The following is a 19,022-nucleotide window of genomic DNA, read 5'->3' on the forward strand; positions in this document are numbered from 1 at the left end:
TCATTAGTCGTTGGTCATTAGTCATTAGTTTAAAGCAAATGACTAATGTCCAATGCCCCATGATCAATGCCATATACCCAATGAGTACCATTAATCCTGCTCGAATTACCAAAGTTCTTCCAGACTCAATAGCCGCAGAGATTGGCTTTGAAGCTGGGGATGCGATCGTTGCTATCAATGGTACGCGTCCCCGCGATTTAATTGATTATCAGTTTTTGTGTGCTGATGAAGTTTTGGAACTAGAAGTTTTAGACGCTGCTGGTAAAACTCATAGCCTGGAAATAGAAAAAGATTACGATCAAGACTTAGGGCTAGAATTTGAAACTGCCCTATTTGATGGCTTAATTCAATGCAATAATCGCTGTCCGTTTTGCTTTATCGACCAACAGCCACCAGGTAAACGTACTAGCTTGTATCTAAAAGATGACGATTACCGTCTGAGCTTTTTGTACGGTTCTTATCTTACCCTAACTAATTTGCCAGAAAGAGAATGGCAACGGATTGAGCAAATGCGCTTGTCTCCGTTGTATGTTTCTGTTCATGCTAGCGAGCCGGAAGTTAGAATTAGACTGCTAAAAAATCCGCGTGCAGGACAAATCTTGCAACAACTTAAGTGGTTTCAAGAAAGGCGACTACAAATTCATGCTCAAGTAGTTGTTTGTCCTGGTATAAATGATGGCAAACATCTAGAACAAACTCTCAAAGATTTAGCGTCTTTTCATACTGGTGAAGTAGCTGCGGTGGCATCGGTGGCAGTTGTACCAGTTGGGTTGACACGGTTTCGGCCTCCAGAAGACGAACTCATACCTGTAACTAGGGAAAAAGCAAAAGAAGTGATTTCCCAAGTGCGAATGCTCTCGCGGCAATTTCGCCAAAAACTCGGTTCTAGCGTTGTTTGGTTGGCCGATGAGTGGTTTTTGATAGCAGGTGAGGAATTACCCAGCGAATCTGAATATGAAGAATATCCCCAAATTGATAATGGAGTTGGTTCAATTCAATTATTTATCAAGCAATTTGCCACCGTTGCAGCAGAATTACTACCGCCAAAAGTATATCCTCAAAGAAAATTAACTTGGATAGTAGGCAACGCCGTAGAAAAAGCATTTCAACCCATTTTGAAACGCTTAAATTCTATTGAGGGTTTAGAAGTGAATATGCGTGCTTTATGTAGTGATTATTGGGGACAAGCTATCAGTGTAACCGGATTATTAACTGGTCATGATTTGCTTTTAAATCTAAAAGGGCAAGATTTAGGTGATGGTATTTTGCTACCGAATGTCATGTTAAAAAATGGGGAGCTAGTGTTTTTAGATGATATGAGTGTTGAAGAATTAACTGAGAAACTAAATACAAAAATTTTTCCAGTAGCAGGAGTTGAAGATTTAATCAAAACATGCATTTTCGATATTGCTTAAGTTTAGTTGTCAAAGATCAGTCGTTTTTCGGAGGTAATTTATTGTCAAGCTAGATGATAAAGAAGAAGTAATGCCTTATAACTAATTCGTTTAGGAGCCAATAGTGAAGAATCAGGAAAAATATCATAAAAAGGCAAACTCACAAATACAAAAAGCCGGATTCTTCATTTTAAGTTTTAATTTTTTAATTTTTAATAGTTTTAATTCTTTGCCAGTAATGGCGGCAACTGAAGAACCTGTATTGAGCGTAGTGCATAGCCAAGAAAATGCAAATCAATGGAGAGGCATAACTGACCGCTTACAGACAATAGGGGTGAAATATTGTGTAATTCCTTTAGCTGATGTCAGGAGTGGGGCAGATTGGGGCGATCGCCGGGTATTATTTTTGCCGAATGTCGAGACATTAACACCAACCCAAGCGATCGCTCTCGAAGAATGGATGAGTAAGGGAGGGCGTTTGATTGCCAGTGGCCCTGTAGGTAGTCTGTCAGCGCCGGGAGTGCGCCAATTATTGCGATCGCTGTTGGGAGGTTATTGGGGATTCAGCCTCAGTGACACAGAACAGATCAAACCCACAAAAACCAATATTTCAAAATGGGCAAATCAAACTGAACTCTTTGGCAAAGTGCATGGCGGCGTTGTGATTCCTAATGATATGAGCAGTGAATCTCCTGCTGTTTGGAATTCCAAAGATAATCCAGCCGCAGTAGTAACAACTGAGCGTTCCACCTTTATGGGCTGGCGCTGGGGAACAGACACAGCAACAGATGCGACGTTAGATAATGCCTGGTTGAAAGCTACTCTCAATCGCTATTTGACAGCGCCACCGCCATCGAATCGCATGAAAAAAGTAGCAGGAGGTTCCCCAAACTGCAGGGCAACAGTGGCGGCTGTGACGAGGGTGCAGGGCGAAACAATTCAAAATTCAAAATTCAAAATTCAAAATTACTCCCCCTCATCCCCCTCATTCCCTCCTCCTAAAATTGCCACTGCTCCCATACCTAAACCGCTTCCTACAGTCAAACCCCCAAGTTCTCAAGAGGCTATTGACCAATTAGAACAAGCGGTGCGTCTGGATGTTGCACCCAACTCCAATGATCCGATTGACAACAACCAAGCGATCGCTCTCCAGCAAGAGCTAGAAAATCTGATCGGTCGGGTGGAAAGCGCTAATTTAGCAGTGTCAGCCGATGCGGCTAATGTTGGTGAAGTTACATCTGAAGCTAAACAGTCCTCTAGGCATCTGGACACCTACAGTTCCCAATCTCTCAAAGAGCAACCTACGCAATTGGCCTCAACTAAACTGGGGGCGCTAGGCATGAGTAAAGAGCAAGCCTTGGCACAGGTAAAGGTCATTGCCAAAAACTTACCCCTATTGATTGCCCAAAAAAACTATGCTCTAGCTCGTCAGCAGTGGCTGAAAGCTAAAACGACTTTGTGGCAGCAGTTTCCTGTTGACCAAAGAGTAGCTCAACCAGAAATTCGGGCAGTTTGGTTAGATCGGGGGACAATTGTTCGTGCTGGTAGCAAGGCGGGACTAGTCCAGATTTTTGATCGCCTAGCTCAAGCTGGGATTAATACTGTCTTTTTTGAAACTGTTAATGCTGGCTACACCATTTATCCGAGCCAAGTTGCAAAAGAGCAAAACCCACTAATTCGTGGGTGGAACCCACTGGAAGATGCAGTGAAATTAGCCCATGAGCGAGACATGGAATTACATGCTTGGGTTTGGACTTTTGCTGCCGGTAACCAACGTCACAATGAAATTCTCAACCTTAATCGTGATTATCCAGGGCCAGTGCTGGCGGCTCATCCCGATTGGGCAAACTACGATAATCTTGGCAACATGATTCCCGTTGGTCAAACTAAGCCATTCTTCGATCCAGCTAACCCCGAAGTGCGTAAGTATTTGCTCAAGCTATATGAGGAAATTGTCACTCGCTATAACGTAGATGGTCTACAGCTAGACTACATTCGCTATCCTTTCCAAGACCCATCAGCAGGTCGAACCTATGGCTATGGCAAAGCTGCAAGAGCGCAATTTCAGCAACTTACTAGTGTAGATCCAATAAATATTTCCCCTAGTCAACCAGACTTATGGCAAAAGTGGACGACATTTCGCACCCAGCAGGTTGATAGCTTTGTTGCTCAATTATCACAGCAGTTGAGACAAAAACGACCGAATTTGATTTTATCGGTTGCAGTATTTCCTTTGCCAGAACTAGAGCGGATTCAAAAAATTCAACAAAACTGGGAAACTTGGGCAAGGCAGGGGGATGTAGACTTAATTGTTCCCATGACTTATGCTCTGGATACTCCTCGCTTCCAACGACTGGCCCAACCCTGGATCGCCTCTAAACAATTGGGATCTACCTTGTTAGTACCGGGAATTCGCTTACTTTCTTTGCCAACAATTGGGGCATTCGATCAACTCCAGTTGGTAAGGGACTTGCCAGTTAGTGGTTATGCCCTCTTTGCCGCAGAGAATTTTAATAACGATCTCCAAAAACTCTTTAGTAGCACCCAAGGTAGGGTTCAATCTACAACAAATGAACCCATTCCTCACCGCCAGCCTTTTCAAACTGCCGCCATTCGTTACACCGCACTGCAACGAGAATGGAAATTTGTTTTCCAAAATGACCAACTACAAAGACCGGCTCAGACAATATCAGATTTTAACAACCAGGCAGAAGTTCTACGCAGTGCTTTAAATCAGCTTGCCGCTTCCCCAAATCCTAGCAAGTTACTAGTGGCGAAAGCCTCTCTAACTCGGTTTCAATCTCAATTTCGGGTATTGATGAGCCAAGAGCTTAAGTCAAATTCCTATCAAGTCAAAGTTTGGGAAAATCGGCTTGTAACTATAGAAAGGCTATTACGTTACGGCGAACGGCGCTTGCGTCTTTAGTCAAGGGGGAAGGTGGCAGGGAGCAGGGGAGAAGAGTTTTCCCCTCTGCCCAATACCAATACTCAATTTCCAACTAGCTAGATATTAGCTACTTTGTAATTCTTAACACACTTTTTGTAGTATCTATAACCTAAATATTATTATTTGTTTGGTGTCAAAATATTGGAAAATACTTAATTAAGAAGTTTTAAATAACTATTTTTTTATAATAGCTATTATATAAATATATACAAGCGTTATCTCAGCTTCTAAGGCTAGTAAGCTTAGAGACAATAATTGACCCTTCGCTATAGATGCTTGTGCCTTAAATAGCAGGATTAGATGCGATCGCACTGATGGAAACATAGGGCAAGAATATTTAAGCTATTCAGCTATGCAGATAGCAAAGCGCTCTACAAAAGATGATATGGTAATGATTGTAGCTTCAGAAACTAGCTTGAAAACAGCCACTTTTTTTGATGTTATGTATACCTTGATATAACCTTAAATATGTAATATTTTTTAACAGAAATCAGTGTTAATACTAATAGTATAGTAGTTGGATCTATTGCCAGTTGTAAATAACCAAGGTCACATTATCATTTTCATCATGGCTGAAAGTCTCTGTCAAGAACTAGCAGAAAAAACAGAGAAAACTAGAGCTAACACTAGTATTGGTTCCTTTAAGGTAGAAAGTCAAATTCTCGTTGACAGCCAAGTACTGAAGTACAAATGGTTACTAGTAAGCGTTATAGTACTTAAACATACAACAGGCGAACCTGCTCGCCTCATTGGAGTTTCTGTGGATATTACCTCCTGTGTACAGGCAGAAATCTCATTTCGTGAGAGTGAAAGACAATTTTGCCCCATCTTCAACAGTTTCTTCCAATTTATCGGGTTGCTGATAATAAAGGATATGGTGCTTGAAGTTAAGCAGACAGCGCTCCACTTGGGAGAACTACAGCCACAAGATGTAGTTGAGTGTCCATATTGGGAGATATGGTGGACGCTACTTGTCAACCAAGAACATCTGCAATATTTACTCTCCTCCAGCCCAGCAGTAATTTACACCTGCAAGATTTATGCAGTTGGTAGCACATTTATTAGGGAAAATATTGTCGCTAGGAGCTATCAAGTGCGGGAAATGCTCAAAAAACCTAACTTTTGGGCTAGTAAACTTCATTCGTTGTTAGATTTTTTTCTTGCACCATTAATATTAGGTATCAGATTAGAAATAAAGTTTTTAAAAATGGGATATATACCTATTTAGGTTAAATTGCGATAAATATATGGATAGCAGTACAGTTTTTTGTCATTTTTGCATAACAAATAAAATATAAATTGAGGTAATTTATGCCCAAAATTTTAATAATAGAAGATGAAGAAGCTGTTCGTGAAAACATTTTGGATTTGTTAAAAGCTGAAAATTTTGAAACTATTGCTGCGGCTAATGGCAGAATCGGATTACATTTGGCTATCTCCGAAGTTCCCGATTTAATTCTCTGTGATATGATGATGCCACAACTTGACGGTTATGGTGTACTAACAGCGTTACGTCAAGATCCATCAACGGTAACAATTCCCTTCATTTTTCTCACTGCAAAATCTGCAAAATCTGACTTCCGCCAAGGTATGAATATGGGCGCTGATGACTATATAACTAAACCTTTTACTCGGGCTGAGTTATTAAGTGCCATTATGAACAGATTGGAAAAGCATGCTACTTTAAAAAGGTATTTATCTCCTAAAGCTGTAATTAATAACTTGTCTCCAAAGATGCAGCTATTAGAAATAAGTTTACACCGCGCTATCAAACAACATAATTTTGAAGAGTTTGAAATTCATTATCAACCAATAGTCGATATCGCTTCTGGAAAAATAGTAGCAGCTGAAAGTTTGTTGCGCTGGCAAAGTCCGGAGGTGGGACTGATTTACCCGACAGAATTTATTCCGTTAGCAGAGTCTACAGGCTTAATTGTTCCACTTGGAAAATGGGTATTAGAAAAGGTCTGTCAACAAATAAAAATATGGCGTGATTTTGGAATATATCCCTTAGTCCTTGCTGTAAATTTATCAGTAATTGAATTCAATCAGCCAGGTTTTATTGAGAAAATAGTCAAATTTATAGATGTTAATGGTTTAAAACCACATTATTTAGAACTAGAACTTACTGAAAGTATGATTATGCAAGATGTAAATAGTGCGATCGCAACTATGAGCAAATTGCAATCGTTGGGTGTAAAAATTGCGATCGATGATTTTGGTACAGGCTACTCTTCTTTAATTTATCTAAAAAACTTACCAATTAATACATTAAAAATAGACCGTTATTTTATTCATAATGTTGCAAATGATCCACAGAAATCAGCTATTACTAAAGCATTAATTCAAATGGCTCACAATCTCAATCTAGATGTAGTTGCTGAAGGTGTAGAAACAGAAGCAGAACTGGCTTTTTTACGTCAACACAATTGTGATTCTATGCAAGGCTTTCTATTTAGTCGTCCATTGCCAGCTCCAGAATTTGAAAAAATTTTATTGGCTAATAAATGATTATATATATAGATGAATATTGGGAACTAGAAATGGTAAAGTAAATGATTTTCTCATTACCCAGTAACTGAATTTAGAAAAATCGGACTTTAGACTGGCGACAATTATTAAGTCTCAAGTCTAAAGTAAAAAAATTGTGTCATAGTCTCTACCATCATGAAAGTCCCTGCGCGTTTGTTGCTGCCAGTTTTTTTGCTGACCTTAGTAGCAGCCTGTAACCAGACTCGCGCTTCCTCAGACAATTCCATACCACAAACATCTGTACCTTCTGCTCAACTGACACAGAATTCTACACAATCAAAAGATATCGTTCGAACTGAAACACTTTCACCCACACGCATCCGCATAAATCTGAAGAATTTACCAGCACCCTTCGCAACAGAAAGTGCCTCTAAGCGACCTGAAGTTGTGCCCATTCCGGAAAACCCAGTGCTGCGCGTACCACCAGGCTTCACAGTTAACGTCTTTGCAGAAGGTTTAGATGCCCCACGCTGGCTAGCTTTAACTCCCAGTGGTGATGTCCTGGTGACTGAAACCGGGCAAAACCGCATTCGTCTGTTAAGTGACAGCAATGGTGATGGCGTAGCTGATGTTCGAGAAACCTTTGCTAGTAGGGACAACGGACTTAATAGACCTTTTGGTATGGCTTTTGCAGGTAATTCCTTTTTTCTGGGGAACACAGATGCTGTACTACGTTTTCCTTATAAGAAAGGTCAAAATAAAATTACAGACAAGGGAGAAAAGATTGCCGACTTGCCTTCTCAAGGTTATAACAACCATTGGACGCGCAATGTTGTTGTCTCGCCCGATGGCAATAAATTATATGTTTCAGTTGGTTCAGGAACCAATGTCGATGAAGAACGCTTACCACGGGCTTCAGTACAGGTGATGAATTTGGATGGTTTGCAGCAGCAAACTTTTGCTTCCGGCTTACGTAATCCTGTTGGTTTAGACTTTCATCCTGTAACTAAGGAACTTTATGCCACTGTCAACGAACGCGATGGAATCGGTGATGATTTGGTTCCAGATTATCTGACACGCGTTAAACAGGGAGCATTTTACGGCTGGCCTTATGCTTATCTGACACCAAATAACCTAGATCCGCGCCAAAAGACGGATGACAAAAGTAAACGTCCCGACTTAGCAGCCCGTACCCAAACGCCAGATGTCCTGTTTCAGGCACACTCAGCAGCATTGGGTTTGCAGTTTTATGATGGTAAAACGTTTCCAGAAAAATACCGGAACGGTGCTTTTGTAGCTTTTCGTGGTTCTTGGAACCGCGATCACGGTACTGGTTATAAAATTGTGTTTGTTCCCTTCGATGCTAAAGGGCGATCGCTTGGCTACTACGAAGACTTTCTTACAGGATTTTTGCTAAATCCTTCTGTACCAACCACTTGGGGAAGACCTGTAGGTTTACTCGTGTTACCAGATGGTAGTTTACTACTAACAGAAGAAGCTAATAATCGAATTTATCGGATTCAGTATAAAGGGGGTTAGGCAATTCACGCATTTAAACATTTAAAAATTCACGGATAGGATCTGTTGCCTAGAGTAAAGTTAGAGCAGTTGTCATTAATAAAAATGTTGTGGCTGCATCCCTCTATCGAGGTTTATCCTATTTAGGGTAAATTACTAAAAAATACTAATACTCATCTGGTTGAGAAATTAATTATGACTCCTAATGAAAATAATACTCAGTCAAATATCAACGAATTGTCTCCACATTCAGGTACACGATACTGGGGTGAAGTAGAAGTGATTGAGGAGGGAGAAACTTATAGAATTAGTCGTCTTGAAATTAAGCCCAGACACGGAATTAAACCACAAATTCATTATCATCGTAATGAACATTGGGTTGTAGTCTCTGGTGTAGCAAAGGTGACTTGTGGAGAAAAAGAAATATTACTGAATCGAAACGAATCAACTTATGTTCCCGCAGCTACCCTACATAAGGTTGAAAATCCTGGACAGATTCCGCTAGTTCTTTTGGAAATTCAAAATGGTGAATATTTGGGCGAAGATGATACGGAACGCCCTTATGATTTAAATTTGATTAAACCTGTAGCTGATAGTCAGTAAGGGCTGGAGATGAGGGGAGGAAGAATTTGAAATTTTGGATTTTGGATTAAATCTCAATCTCAAATCCAAAATCTAAAATCAAAACCATCCTTCTTGTTCCAGGGTTTCAATCAGCTGTAAACCACGGGGATCACCCACTCCTAACAATGAGGCTTTAGCATCTGCCCGAACTCCTAAATCTTGGTCTTCGGCAAAGGCTTGAATTAAAGCGTCGATGGCTGTAGCATAGACTACATTAGAAGGCAGTTCGCGGCACAGTTGACCAATTGCCCATGCACTATTACTCCGCACTGCTTCCACAGGATCTTTGACTAAGGCTTCAATTAATGGTGGTATTGCCCCTATAACAGCTTCATAACCCACATCTGCCATTTGTGCTAGGGCGCTAGCAGCCCACAAACGGACTGCGGAAATGTCAGTTCTGAGGGCATCTGCTAGGGGCGGTAAACAACGGCGATCGCGACAGTTTCCTAAAGCCCAAACAACACCTTTACGCACATAGCCGTTCCAATCACTGTTTAATTGAGCAATTAACGGACTCACTGCCTCTGAACTAGGATTGCGTCCAAGGCCATAGGCTGCACTCACCCGCACTAAGGGACAGGTATCGCTTAATAGGCGAATCAAATGAGGGGTAGCACGCGCATCTTCTATATCACAAAAAGCACGCGCTGCTAACATTCTTTGCTGTGGCTGGGGATTTTCCAGCAGTGCTAGCATCACTTCTGGATCTGGTTTTGCCACAACTGATTCGTCAGTTAGCGGCTCTATTTTATCTAGGGGGCTTTCTAGCTCCTCCTCAATATCGAGTAGGCTGAGATCGTCTTCGTCATACATAATTTCATTTCAATCCCTTTTCGGGATTAACACAAATCCCCCGCGCCAATAAGTTAAAGCTTTATAAGTATTAGTTGCGTAATTATACACTTTCCTTTCTCCTCGTCGAGTTTTATCCAAACGAGTAACGCCCTAACTCAGACGCTTAAGTATTTTACTGCGATCCTATAATTTATTTTTCTGCACTCAGGAATTTTACCATCCACAGGGATTGGGTTTGATAACCTAACTGATTGTAAAGATTTAATGCGGGTTTGTTCGATTGAAAAACTTGCAATCCAATCTGGCGATCGCCTCTTTGAATAGCCCAATTTTCCACATATCGCATCAACGCTCTACCAATACCCCGTCGCCGATGTTCTGGTACAACGTAGAGGATAAAGATATGAGCATGACGCTTCCCATTTACTTGATCTATGGAATTGCCCACCCAGAGGCAGGCTATAGGTGGATGGGCATTGCTCATTGGGAATGGGGCATTGAAAAGAGGCAGAGGGGCAGGGTGCGGGGGGCAGAGGGGAAAATTCTCTCTTGCTCCCTGCTCCCTCATCTCCCCCTGCTCCTCCTGCTTCCCCTCCTGTTCTACCCACCACAAGGGCGTGTCGCTAGAAAAGTATTGGTTAACGGTTTGCTCTAGGTGGGAGAAGTCTTCATTGGAAAAGAGATCCTGGTAAGTTCGCTGCATGAATTTAAGCAGCAGCGCCCGATCCAAAGTGGAACCACGGCGAATAATATACCCAGGTAGTAGTTGCTCAGACACTTCTGATGTTTATTGACTTAGCTAGCTCACGTTATATACTGCTGGTGGAAAATCAGTTGGAGTGGGTTGATAACTCACTCCCACCTGTTCAATTGGTGCGGGTGCTGCCATATCGGAGGGTAAAAATATTCGGGCGCTGACTGCCACTAAGGCAAATAAAAATACTAATACTGCAAGCAGTGGGGCGATGTATTGACGAAAAATAGCCATATTTTAATTGCAAGAAGCTAGGAACTTTTATGAGAACCTAGCTGAAGATTTGTGAAGTATTCTTGATTTATTTTAGCAATTTTCTGTGCATGGGAATTGGGCATTGGGCAATACTTCTTTCCCGCTGCTATGTTACTCCCTCTGGCGATCGCGCTCTAGGTCATCAAGGACTCTCTCACAATACCAATTCTCCGGCATCCCAGGATAAGTCTCCTTTGCTTGTTCAATTAACCGTTCGGCAGCCGCAGTGTCACCGGATAATTTAGCGATTAGCCTGTTTTTGAGATAGCTATCAGATATACCATCGTCTACCTGGTTTGGTATCCCTTGATTTATAGTTGATGGCCGGGACTGATCTCTCCGCAACTGCCAAAATAAAACGTAATAAAGTGTACCAAAAATTAAAATTAGGCTGAGTGTTCCGAAAAAAGTTAGGAGGTTAAATGCTAGAAATCCCAGAACTAACTGCGACAGAACATACCCAAGTAATAAACCAGTGAGTAAGAGAATAAATGTGCCGATAGCAATAACTACTTGATTCCCCATATATCCTCTTGTTAGTCGTCTAATCCTGGTCTGGATAATACTACCACTGGCTTTGGATTCCAAGGGGCAAAGAATGGTAATAATAGTAATCCCGGCAAAGCGGCTATTGCCGTCAGTAGAAAGAATGTAGACCAGCCGGTGGCTTGCGCCCATGTACCTGCTGGAGCTGTAAGAATATCTCTACTAAAAGCTTGCAAACTCGAAAGTAAGGCGTACTGTGTAGCTGAAAAGCTTTGGTTACAAAGACTCATCAAAAATGCTACAAAAGCAGCAGTTTCTAAACCAGCACAAAATTGTTCTATATTAACGGCAGCTAACATTAGATAAAAGTTTTTACCTACTACTGCTAACGCAAAGAAAGCCAAGTTACCGACAGCTTGCAATATGGCGAATATCCAGAGTGAGCGATTAACACCAATTTTGGTCATTATTGCTCCTGCTGCCAAGGTACCAATAATAGTGGCGAAAATTCCTAATGCACCAGGAAATGCAATATCGGTTTGAGTGAAATGTAAGCCTTTATCTAACAAAAATGGGGTGGATACATTCTTTAGTAAAGAATCTCCCAACTTGTAAATCACAATGAATATCAGGATTAAAAGTCCTTGTAGCCAGCCATGACGCTGGAAAAATTCAATGAACGGTAATTTGACGGCGGCGGATAAAGTCTGAGGTGGGCGATCGCGTAGGACTGGTTCTGGTGCAGAAATAGAACTTACTAAACCCACGAGCATCAACAGCGACATCAACAAGTAAACAGCTTGCCAAGGCATCCTATCTGCCAAAAATAGGGTTATATAACCGGTTACTAGAATGGCAACACGATAACCCAATAAGTAAAGAGATGCTCCAGCACCTCTTTCTTCTACTTCCACGACATCAGTGCGGTAAGCATCAACTAAAATGTCTTGGCTAGCGCTCAAAAAGGCAACGGTAACAGCAGCAATTATTAAAGGTTGTAACCCTTGGGATGGGTGCTGTAGAGCCATTGCAGCTATACTTAACAGTAATGCTACTTGTGTAATTACCAGCCAACCTCGACGGCGACCCAAAAAAGGCGGTACAAATCTATCTAGTAAAGGCGACCAGAGAAATTTTAAAGAATAGGGTAGCTTTACTAAACTAAAAGCGGCGATCGCTGCCAAGCTAATTCCTTCTTTAGTCAACCAAGCTTGTAATGTCTGACTGGTTAAATACAACGGCAACCCTGACGAAAAGCCAAGAAATAACAAAGCTCCCATCTTCGGGCTGCCAAAAATCCGCAGCAGCGATTTATTTACTTGCACAATCTTGAAGATTCCTTTTATTTAATTGAATTGCAGTTATCTTGCCATAACTGCCGCCTAACTTCGTGTAAGTATACAAACCTGCTAAAGTTTTCTTTATTTAAGATACATATCAGCAATACTCTAACACTGTGATTATTGCTTAATTTTCCTTAATGGAATAAACCTGATGTCCCCTGATTTCTACCCGATGTGCAGCAAGGCATTTTTCCCAACCTTCGCGCGTACCAATGTCGCTTTTGTGATTGAGCAATCCTAATTGTTCTTCTTGTTGGGTGAGTTTAGCAAATTCTTCGTAGCGTGGGTAGTTGCTAGTAACAAATGTTTCCTTACGGTGCAGAATTGGCGGATTTGCCCTAGTTTCGTAGTCTCGATGAGTGATGGATAGGGTTTTTAAATCAATACCGATGCTGGCTTTTAAGGCAGGATGAGGATCAGTGTCGAATTCGGGGTAAGACAGATAGGAGATTTGCGGTTTATCAGTGTGATATTTGATTAATGTAGCTTCATCGATACGGCCAATTGTACGGCTAGCGCAACCCTCACAAATTCGTAGTACAGGGTCAAGTGCTGCTAGTGCGGAAACATGGACGTAAAGCGCACCGCGCGTGTGTTTACCAATTTTACTTTTTTCGCAAGCAGTTTGAATCACCCTAAGTTTACCTAAGCTGAAAAGCTTTTGGTCGGCGACTTGACAAGCTTCTTCATAGCTACTAAAAAAGGCTTTGATATCGTGACGCATTTCTGGCGCTAACTTTTGCCATGCAGGACGTTTATCAAAGTGGGTGAGGGCGAGATAAACTTGGATATCTAGAGAACGACGATAAGCGATCGCATCCCATTCTGCTTCGTCGGTGGCTTGCAAAACTACACCAAAGGCGCGGCGAAAGTTACCAAATTCGCTCAGTAATTCCTGTTCATTTTCCAATTCGCCTTTAACAGGTAGTCTACCGCGCTTGGTAAAAAAAGCCATGAGTGGTTGCAGCTGTTCTTGATAGTCTTCAAACCGCTTTGTAGGGATGCGGACTCGCGGTGTAGAAGTGCTAGAAAAAAAGCGGATAGCTTTGTAACTTTCTTTTTTGGCTTCATCTCGAAAAACAAAGTAAACGCCTAGTGCGATCGGTACTGCATCTACATTTAAGACTTCATCAATATAGGTTTTGAGTTCTTCTTGTTCGTAATATTTCTGAAAAGTATTCCGGCGCGTCACAATGCCATCATTGTAAGCAAGTTGGGTTTTGCTGGGAGCGTTAATTAGTATTTGAGCAGCGACAATTAAAACTTTCCCAGTGAGTTCCCAGGCTTGGATCAGGCTTTGACGGCGTTCTTCTGCGTCTTCAATAACGTTGAGGACATAGCCCAAGTTAACCACATCGGCGGGGATGCGTGGGACATCGGGATAGTAGTAAGGGTCCCAGCCTGTACTGGTGTAACCTAAGTTTTTTACTCGCTGGACATCACCACCGTAGCCGCAGCCGTAGTCAAAAAAAGTAGTGTCTTGATTGAGGATTGACCCTTCTATAGCCAATCGTACAGGGCGAGATATGTCAGTGCGAGCGATCGCAGCTCTATGACGCTCAATTTCTACAACTTCAGGCATAATATTAGTTGTCAGTTAACAGTGAACAGTTAACAGTCAACTAATATCCTTTCAATTTTTAACCGCTAGTTCAATTAAATCTTCAATTTTCTTGATATTTGGATCGCCTGCTAAGTAACCAATACCGCGATGCAAATGTAAGCGGAATTGAGTGGCGAGGGTTTCTTTGTCGGTGGGATAGCCGTCATTGTGACAGCGTTGTTTGAGGGCAAGGAGGAGAATATCAGACATTTCGCCACCAAAAACGCGCCAACTCATTTCGACGTTGCTATCTTGGGGAATTGGGACGGGGGAAGGTGTGGTTGCTTCTGCAAGAGAACGACAAAACGCCCAACGACATAGAATATTCCATTGGTCGATTTTAGTGCTGCGTTTAAGTTTAGTAAGTTGGTCTTTAGCTGTTTGGGAGAGTTTTATTCTTTCGATTGGGGATTCCATAAGTTTTTGATTAACGAACCGCAGAGGCACAGAGGAAGCAGAGAGAAGAGAAGGGAATTTACCAAAAATAGCCAGGTTGTATGGTTGTTTGGCGGGTGGAGGAGTTGTATTTTAGGAGATATTCGCGGGCGATCGCTTCGTTTTCTCGCAATGTTTCTACTTCTTTCTTTCCAATCTCAGTATCAGTAGATAACAAAATTACTTGGTGACTGGCGGATGGAAAGTAACGTTCAACTAAGTTGCTGCGGTGAGACGAGTCTAGTCTACCTAGTGGCGTATCGATTGCTACTGGTAGGCGGTGTCCAGAGACTTTGGCTAAACCCCAGAGGAATGCGATCGCAAGTAGTTGTTTTTCGCCAGCCGAGAGGCGATGTTTAGGAACAGGTTTACCCTTTAAATCGTAAAGCAAAAGGCTAAAAGTCTTGGTATCAATAGTGATGCGATGCACTAAGTCTGATTTATGGAGGAGATAAAGAAAGCAATTTTTAACTTCCTCCTCTAATTTATTGAGTTTTCTCAAGGTTAATTTTTCACGAAAAATCTTGAGTGTATTTTGGACCTTAGCCGCAGAAGTAATAATATGTTCGCTATTTTTATGTTTAATATTTTCTACGGTATAATCACTTAATTCTCTCTTTGACTTAGCAATAATAGTTTCTAATTCAGCTAAACGGCGGCGGATTATTTCGTAATTTGCTTTAGCTTCAATGACTTGATTTTGTGCCGATTCTAGTGCTTGACGCAGCTTTGTATAATCTTCTGGTGCTGCTGCTGTTTGCACTTGCCTTTCTAGAGTATGAATTTCTTCTTCTTTATTTTTGAGAATAGCTAATTTCTCTTTTGCAGAAACTTTAGAATTTTGTAAGTGATATATAAGATTATCTAGTTGACTTAAAGTTTCATCATCAGCTAATAACCAAGGTACTTCCGTCTGGAGAGTCTTTGCATATAAACTATCTACATCTTGGATTAAAAATGATTGGATTTTTTCAACTTGTATCGGAGAAATTTCTACTTGATTTAGCCAGGTGAGTAAGCGCTGATCTCGTTCAATTAATAAATCTTTAGAAATTTGTAACTGTTGATGACGAAATTCCTTTTCACCCTGTGCTTGCGCCTGATTAAGCAAATTGGGAATTAATGCTAGAGGTAAAACATCAGCCGCTAATTCACACATTGACTGACGTACTTGTTCAATTTCCGCAGTTTTTATATTTTGCTGTAGTTCTAGTTGATTGCGTTCTGCTGCAATCTTCCCACCTTCAGAAATGAATTTATCAAAAGCTTCTTGCTGCTTTTTTTCTAATTCTTCTACCTGATTTTTGAGAATTTCTACTTTCTCTTCTGTGGTTTGATAATCTTCTTGTTGTTGGGTTAACCTAGTTTCAATTTCCTCTAGGTTTGCTAAATCCTTACTATTACCAACTTCTTTAAGTTTACGGTTAACTAAAATATCTAAATCAACTGCTAAACGATCTGCCAACTCTAAACCTAAAAGTCCACGTATCGCATCTACTACAACAGGTGGTGGTGTTTCTTGTTCTGCGAGTTCTTTAACTTGTTCACCATCAAAGAGAAATAAGTTAGAAATACCTAATGGCAAAAGATTTTCAATATATTCATCCCAAATATTAACTAAAGCATCAGGCCAGGTATCACTATCACCTAAGATCCCTAATGTATCCTTACCATCTTTAGGATTTTTTGTCCAACTACGGACAACACGGTATTTTATTGGTTTATCGTTTTCAATATGTTCAAAAAGCAACTCAATTCGGGTGTCTGCAACTGGATCTATTTTGTTGTTAACACATTGATTGAGAAAATCACTATAACTTAAATTACCACGGGTAGAACATTGGGCACGGGGGCCATAAAGGGCGAGGCGAATGGCATCCATAAGGGTAGTTTTTCCGCCACCATTCATACCACCTAATAAGATAATTGAGTGTGAGCTTTCCTCATCAATTTTTGGGTTAAGATTGATTACCTGTTTCCCACTGTAGGGGCCAAAGTTTTGTAAAACGAGTTCAAGAAATATCATTTATCTGATTGTGGGTTTATTAAGATACTGGGCGAATAGAATTCGTGGTTATGCAGGCAAAGATAAGATATCGGGCGAATGGAATTCGCGGCTACACAGGCAAAGTCCGCCTTTGCGGACTAATTAAATTCATAGTTCTTGGATTATTTAGGAGTTAGTTCCCAGGTGGGAATAAGTGATTTTTGGCTATGGTGGGTAGCTTGCTTTCTAATGTAATTGGCTATATTATCAATAGCATCATCACTAACTGTAAAAGCTCCATAGCTACCTTGCCATTTAAAAAACTCACCTGGCTTGATTTCGTGGGTGATGAAATGGGACGAACTTCCCTTGATTTGTTTAACCAATTCAGAGATACTGATGGTTGGCGGAAAACCCGTTAGCACATGGACATGATATTCAATACCACCAATTGCAATTACGGTACACTTTAACTGTTCAGATTCCCGAATAATTGCCCCGTAAACTTCCTTCTGAATATCAGGCGTAATTATAGGCAATCTATCCCACGTAGCCCAAACATAATGCACATACAATTGTGTAAAACTTGATCTCATTTTTCTTTAACCCACGAAGGTGGGTTTCGTCTGTGTAGCCGCGATTTCCAATCGCCCGATATTCTATGATTCTTCTAAATCTTTCTTTTTAAATTTCATACTTGCCCAAGTTACCTCTTCATCACTTTCGCTTTCACCTTCGTCTACTTCATTGATTGCTGCAACATCGCCCAAAGTCATCTGTTTTACTTTGGCAACATCACCTTGACTAACGGCTTCGCTTAATTCGCGTTTCAAACGAGCATTTTTAATCGCATCTTCAGGGGAACGTGAACTCGTATTAAAACATTTTTCTAGAGTTTCGTATATCCCTACGCGACGAGTTTTTTTGCGATACTGGCGTTCTGTGTCTAACAATTTCGCCATGAGTTCCAAGTGCATCGCGTCACCTTCACAGATTTCTTCTAATACTATCCATTCATCACGGCCTAGTAGGCTATAATCTGCACCAGGACGGGGATCTTGAAATTCTTCGCCAGTCACTTCTTGATAAATCCGGGGTAAACTATCATCAAATTCGTGTTTATCTTCTAGCCAAATGCGGCGTATTTCGCTCATTTCTTCTAGAGTAATTAGGCTGATGTCGCGCATATTTTCTGGCGCTGTACGACGAATTTTTGTTTGCGCTTCTAATAATCGTCTAAGCCAATGTTCCCGCCAATATTTTGTATATGGGCCATGAATTGGCTCAATAGATACTTCACCATCGACATGACGTTCAAAAAGTTGGACTTCTCCCCAGATGCGACGGAAGTCTCTTTTATCGCGGTCATCTCTATTATCTAATTCATTACGAATATCCAATAGAGGCTGCATCCATTCTTTTTCTTCATCATTTTGAATCATTGCCTCCATTGATTTATCCTTACTAACAATTGTGCAAACCCAACAGCCAAATCGAGAATCGCCACAGCTAGCAGTAGAAGTATCAACAACTAGAGGACATTCATTATCTGCTGTAGCACCTCGATACATGGTGAACAAGTCTTTATTGCTATATCCCCAAGGATTTTGCCACTGATTTAGGTAAATCCAAACTTCATCTGTACGCCAATCTTCGATGGGACTATAAATTAAAGAATTAGGCAAGCTTGCACTATGGTAAAGCAGAGATGTCGGTGAACTTGTATCAGAAACGAGGCGGTCTTTTAAGCTACCTGCTTGATGTTTCTCCATTGAGATAGCACGTTTGATACTTTCAGCCTTGCGTGTACCTAAAACAAGAATAACTTCCCCATTTACTCTAACTACATCACGGATAAAGTGGTTAGAAGGATGAATTTTTAAACGGTCTGTACACCAGCGAAATTTTCCTCGCGGCGTTGGATAACCTTTACCAATCAAGCTTACCCAGAATGTCTCTTTGATTTCTGGGTGTAATAAATGTGGCTCAATGGGCATTTTCTGTTCTTGAGCAGCAACTTTCATCCTTTCTAAGGATTTGCGTACCCAAACAGAGACTACAGGGTTTTCTACCAGTGTGTCAGTTGTAATAATATGAATAGTCTTTTTTCGCTTTTCAACTGGTAGTGCTGCGATCGCATTCCAGATAAGCTGTAAAGTGGCAGTACTATCTTTACCACCGGAATAGCCTACCACCCAAGGTATCTGGTCTAAACAATACAATTCTTGAATTTCAGTGGTGAGAGCTTGGATATACTCCACTAACTCTGCTACAGTACGTGTTTGCTGGTTTTTATTTTCTGCTTGTTGTGCTGTAGTCATTTCTCCTTCTCTCTGGAAACGCTGGCCTAATATTCGGGCTATACAGACAAAATCTACAAAATACGTTGTACCTTGAAAAAAGTTT

Annotated in this window: 16 protein-coding genes; 6 read left to right on the forward strand and 10 right to left on the reverse strand. The window is 41.1% G+C overall.

The genetic code is table 11. The features are described from left to right. Positions 1–80: 80 nt before the first annotated feature. The 6 genes from RMY00_RS29960 (at position 81) to RMY00_RS29985 (ending at position 8,934) form a co-directional block, all read left to right on the forward strand. A complete protein-coding gene (locus RMY00_RS29960) occupies positions 81–1,415 on the forward strand; it encodes a TIGR03279 family radical SAM protein (protein ID WP_322651045.1) in 1,335 nt (444 codons plus the stop codon). Between the two features lie 217 nt (positions 1,416–1,632). Beyond that, positions 1,633–4,320 (forward strand): family 10 glycosylhydrolase, encoded by a 2,688-nt coding sequence (locus RMY00_RS29965; RefSeq protein ID WP_416212116.1) that lies wholly within the window; start codon positions 1,633–1,635, stop codon positions 4,318–4,320. A gap of 589 nt (positions 4,321–4,909) precedes the next feature. After that, entirely contained in the window at positions 4,910–5,569 is a 660-nt protein-coding gene (locus tag RMY00_RS29970) for a hypothetical protein (protein WP_322651010.1), read from the forward strand. A gap of 83 nt (positions 5,570–5,652) precedes the next feature. After that, positions 5,653–6,852 (forward strand): EAL domain-containing response regulator, encoded by a 1,200-nt coding sequence (locus RMY00_RS29975; protein ID WP_322651011.1) that lies wholly within the window; start codon positions 5,653–5,655, stop codon positions 6,850–6,852. Between the two features lie 156 nt (positions 6,853–7,008). Beyond that, complete coding sequence (locus RMY00_RS29980; RefSeq protein ID WP_322651012.1) at positions 7,009–8,352, forward strand: sorbosone dehydrogenase family protein; 1,344 nt, start codon at positions 7,009–7,011, stop codon at positions 8,350–8,352. Positions 8,353–8,526: 174 nt separating this feature from the next. Further along, positions 8,527–8,934, forward strand: coding sequence for a phosphomannose isomerase type II C-terminal cupin domain (locus RMY00_RS29985; RefSeq protein WP_322651013.1), 408 nt, complete (start codon positions 8,527–8,529; stop codon positions 8,932–8,934). A gap of 78 nt (positions 8,935–9,012) precedes the next feature. On the opposite strand, the gene RMY00_RS29990 is transcribed toward RMY00_RS29985, so the two are convergent. The 10 genes from RMY00_RS29990 to dndC all read right to left on the reverse strand — a co-directional run bounded on the left by RMY00_RS29990 (position 9,013) and on the right by dndC (position 18,937). Then, positions 9,013–9,771: a HEAT repeat domain-containing protein gene (locus RMY00_RS29990; protein WP_322651014.1), complete on the reverse strand. Its 759-nt coding sequence runs from the start codon at positions 9,769–9,771 to the stop codon at positions 9,013–9,015. A 172-nt stretch (positions 9,772–9,943) separates the two neighbouring features. Next, complete coding sequence (locus RMY00_RS29995) at positions 9,944–10,531, reverse strand: GNAT family N-acetyltransferase (protein ID WP_322651015.1); 588 nt, start codon at positions 10,529–10,531, stop codon at positions 9,944–9,946. Between the two features lie 21 nt (positions 10,532–10,552). After that, complete coding sequence (locus RMY00_RS30000) at positions 10,553–10,741, reverse strand: hypothetical protein (protein WP_322651016.1); 189 nt, start codon at positions 10,739–10,741, stop codon at positions 10,553–10,555. Between the two features lie 132 nt (positions 10,742–10,873). Then, on the reverse strand, positions 10,874–11,287 hold the full coding sequence (locus RMY00_RS30005) for an ABC transporter permease (protein WP_322651017.1): 414 nt from the start codon (positions 11,285–11,287) through the stop codon (positions 10,874–10,876). Positions 11,288–11,298: 11 nt separating this feature from the next. Next, complete coding sequence (locus RMY00_RS30010; protein ID WP_322651018.1) at positions 11,299–12,573, reverse strand: AmpG family muropeptide MFS transporter; 1,275 nt, start codon at positions 12,571–12,573, stop codon at positions 11,299–11,301. A gap of 142 nt (positions 12,574–12,715) precedes the next feature. After that, positions 12,716–14,173 carry a DNA phosphorothioation-associated putative methyltransferase gene (locus RMY00_RS30015; RefSeq protein WP_322651019.1) on the reverse strand — a complete coding sequence of 486 codons (1,458 nt, stop codon included), beginning with the start codon at positions 14,171–14,173 and terminating at the stop codon, positions 12,716–12,718. Positions 14,174–14,224: 51 nt separating this feature from the next. Further along, positions 14,225–14,611 carry a DNA sulfur modification protein DndE gene (dndE, locus tag RMY00_RS30020; protein WP_012410821.1) on the reverse strand — a complete coding sequence of 129 codons (387 nt, stop codon included), beginning with the start codon at positions 14,609–14,611 and terminating at the stop codon, positions 14,225–14,227. A 58-nt stretch (positions 14,612–14,669) separates the two neighbouring features. Further along, positions 14,670–16,655, reverse strand: coding sequence for a DNA sulfur modification protein DndD (gene dndD, locus RMY00_RS30025; RefSeq protein ID WP_322651020.1), 1,986 nt, complete (start codon positions 16,653–16,655; stop codon positions 14,670–14,672). Positions 16,656–16,798: 143 nt separating this feature from the next. After that, positions 16,799–17,212, reverse strand: coding sequence for an IS200/IS605 family transposase (gene tnpA / locus RMY00_RS30030; protein ID WP_322651021.1), 414 nt, complete (start codon positions 17,210–17,212; stop codon positions 16,799–16,801). 63 nt (positions 17,213–17,275) lie between these two features. Further along, positions 17,276–18,937: a DNA phosphorothioation system sulfurtransferase DndC gene (gene dndC / locus RMY00_RS30035; protein WP_322651022.1), complete on the reverse strand. Its 1,662-nt coding sequence runs from the start codon at positions 18,935–18,937 to the stop codon at positions 17,276–17,278. Positions 18,938–19,022: the final 85 nt, after the last annotated feature.

Origin of the sequence: Nostoc sp. ChiVER01 (assembly GCF_034531155.1) — a bacterium.
Classification (GTDB): domain Bacteria; phylum Cyanobacteriota; class Cyanobacteriia; order Cyanobacteriales; family Nostocaceae; genus Nostoc.

Excerpts from the sequence above, each read along its gene's own strand:
- RMY00_RS29980 (WP_322651012.1), top strand. The coding sequence starts at position 7,009 with ATGAAAGTCCCTGCGCGTTTGTTGCTGCCAGTTTTTTTGCTGACCTTA.
- tnpA (WP_322651021.1), bottom strand. The coding sequence starts at position 17,212 with ATGAGATCAAGTTTTACACAATTGTATGTGCATTATGTTTGGGCTACG.
- dndC (WP_322651022.1), bottom strand. The coding sequence starts at position 18,937 with ATGACTACAGCACAACAAGCAGAAAATAAAAACCAGCAAACACGTACT.
- RMY00_RS29965 (WP_416212116.1), top strand. The coding sequence starts at position 1,633 with ATGGCGGCAACTGAAGAACCTGTATTGAGCGTAGTGCATAGCCAAGAA.
- RMY00_RS29975 (WP_322651011.1), top strand. The coding sequence starts at position 5,653 with ATGCCCAAAATTTTAATAATAGAAGATGAAGAAGCTGTTCGTGAAAAC.
- dndE (WP_012410821.1), bottom strand. The coding sequence starts at position 14,611 with ATGGAATCCCCAATCGAAAGAATAAAACTCTCCCAAACAGCTAAAGAC.
- dndD (WP_322651020.1), bottom strand. The coding sequence starts at position 16,655 with ATGATATTTCTTGAACTCGTTTTACAAAACTTTGGCCCCTACAGTGGG.
- RMY00_RS29990 (WP_322651014.1), bottom strand. The coding sequence starts at position 9,771 with ATGTATGACGAAGACGATCTCAGCCTACTCGATATTGAGGAGGAGCTA.
- RMY00_RS29960 (WP_322651045.1), top strand. The coding sequence starts at position 81 with ATGAGTACCATTAATCCTGCTCGAATTACCAAAGTTCTTCCAGACTCA.
- RMY00_RS30000 (WP_322651016.1), bottom strand. The coding sequence starts at position 10,741 with ATGGCTATTTTTCGTCAATACATCGCCCCACTGCTTGCAGTATTAGTA.
- RMY00_RS29970 (WP_322651010.1), top strand. The coding sequence starts at position 4,910 with ATGGCTGAAAGTCTCTGTCAAGAACTAGCAGAAAAAACAGAGAAAACT.
- RMY00_RS30015 (WP_322651019.1), bottom strand. The coding sequence starts at position 14,173 with ATGCCTGAAGTTGTAGAAATTGAGCGTCATAGAGCTGCGATCGCTCGC.
- RMY00_RS30005 (WP_322651017.1), bottom strand. The coding sequence starts at position 11,287 with ATGGGGAATCAAGTAGTTATTGCTATCGGCACATTTATTCTCTTACTC.
- RMY00_RS29985 (WP_322651013.1), top strand. The coding sequence starts at position 8,527 with ATGACTCCTAATGAAAATAATACTCAGTCAAATATCAACGAATTGTCT.